The following is a 2258-nucleotide window of genomic DNA, read 5'->3' as shown; positions in this document are numbered from 1 at the left end:
CCAAACTGGAACTGCGCATCGGTCGCCGCGAACAACCGGGCGACTTGACCATGCTCCACCATCACACCCTTGGGCTGACCGGTCGAGCCAGAGGTGTAGATCACATAGGCCAAGTGCCCTGGTGTCATTTGTGCATTGCACGGATCCTGTACCGACGCGTTGCCCAGTTCGGCATCACCATCGAGCACCAGCAGCGGGCATCTTGCCTGCTGGAGCCGCGCAACCAGATCGGATTGGGTGACCACCGTCATCGGCGCACTGTCGATCAGCATAAAGGCCAAGCGCTCGGGCGGTGCCGAGGGCTCCATCGGTACGTAGGCCGCGCCGGACTTGAGAATGCCCAGCATTCCGACAACCAGGTCCAAGCTTCGCTCCATGCACAGCGCTACGCGCTGCTCTGGGCCCGCGCCGCGTGCCCGCAGCACATGCGCCAGCTGGTTCGCGCGAGCGTTGAGCTCGCCGTAACACAGGGTCTCTGTGCCGAAGGTCAGGGCGACCGCATTCGGTTGCCGTGCGGCGGAGTTCTCGAACAAGCGAACAATGGATTCCTGTTGCGACCACGATCGATGCGCTGCATTGAAACCATGAAGCGTCTGCTGGTATTCCTCCTTCGACTGCAACCGTATCCGGCTTGCCTGTGCTTGGTCATTGGCTACCATCGCCGCAAGCGCAGCTTCGAAGTAACACGTCATCCGCCTTGCGGTACTGGCGTCAAACAGATCACTTGCATACTCCAGGCCACCCACCAGCTCCTCCTCCTGTTCTGCCAACGAAAGTGACAGGTCGAAGTGGGCGCTGACGTGTTCGACCGGAACCGAGGCGAGCTCCAGCTCCGGAAGTACAGGCGGGGCAGCGGACGGGGTGTTGTCCAGTGCCAGCATCACCTGGAACACGGGACTGTGCGCTAGGCTGCGCAGCGGCTTCACCGCTTCCACCACTTGTTCAAAAGGAACATCCTGGTGTGCGTAGGCGGCCAGTGCTGTGGCTTTGATCTGCCCCAGCAGCGCAGCCACGCTCGGGTCGTTCTCCAGACGCACGCGCAGCGCAAGCGAATTGACGAAGAACCCGATCATCGGCTCGAGCTCAGTGCGTGGGCGGTTGGCTACAGGAGTGCCGATAACCACATCGGTCTGCCCACTTATGCGTGAAAGCACAATGGACCATGCCGCCAACAGCGTCATGTGCAGGGTCGTGCCATGGCGGTGAGACAGGCGCTTGACGGCAGTGATCAGGGGCGCCGGCAAGTGTACGTCGACTTTTCCGCCGCGGTAGCGCTGGATCATCGGCCGTGGTCGGTCCAGAGGTAACTCAATCAACGTGGGTGCGCCTTCCAGATGACTGCGCCAGAACGCGAGCTGCGCATCCAGCGCTGCCCCCTGCAGCCAGCCCCGCTGCCATGCAGCGTAATCAGCGTACTGCAACGCCAATGGCGTCAGCGGGTCTTCATTACCTGATGTGAATGCCGTGTACAGCGCGCCCAATTCCTGGATGAAAAGTCCCATCGACCAACCATCCGACACGATGTGATGCTGTGTGATTAGCAGCAGGTGGTGGTGCTCGGCAAGGTGGAACAGTTGCCCGCGGATCAACGGACCCTGCGATAGCTGGAACGGTTCACGCGTTTCTTGGGCAATCAGTCGCACCACCTCCGCATCGCGGTCTCGGGTCGTTAGATTCGAGAGATCCACGTGGGTCAACACAAAGCCGGAATCTTTCGATTCGATGATCTGGCGCGGGCCTCCATTCACGTTTTCGAATCGGGTACGAAGGCTTTCATGGCGGGCCACGATGCGGTTCAGTGCGCACTGCAGTGCCGACGCGTCGAGCACGCCCGTCAGGCGCATTGCCACTGGGATGTGGTAAGCGGCGCTCGCCGCCTTGTCCAGCTGGTCCAGGAACCACAGCCGCTGCTGGGACCACGACAGAGGCAGCTCCATTGCGCGGTCGGTGAGTGGGATAATGGCGACGTCATCGGTCGCTTGCAATTTCTGGGCTGCCTGGACAAGGCCGCGCAGCGTGCGCTGTTCGAAGAGCGCACCGAGAGTGGTGTCACAGATCTGCAGCTGTCGCGCCCTTGAGACCATTTGGATGGCCAGCAGGGAGTTTCCCCCAAGCGCGAAAAAGTCGTCATCGCGTCCTACCTGCTGCACGTCGAGGATTTCCTGCCAGAGGGTAGCCAACGCCTGCTCCACCTCGCCCACCGGTGCCTCGTAGCAGCCTGCCACTACCGCTGCAATGTCAGGTGCAGGCAAAGCGCG

1 protein-coding gene is annotated in these 2258 nt (G+C 61.5%); it reads right to left on the bottom strand.

Going from position 1 to position 2258, the window contains the following annotated elements:
* Positions 1–2258: condensation domain-containing protein (locus QOL57_RS21400; RefSeq protein ID WP_141134277.1), on the bottom strand; the 2258-nt coding region annotated here is incomplete at both ends.

It is taken from the genome of Stenotrophomonas sp. yr243 (assembly GCF_900184195.1).
In the GTDB taxonomy this organism is placed as follows: Bacteria; Pseudomonadota; Gammaproteobacteria; order Xanthomonadales; family Xanthomonadaceae; genus Stenotrophomonas; species Stenotrophomonas lactitubi.
This window is presented reverse-complemented; position numbering and strand designations above follow the sequence as displayed.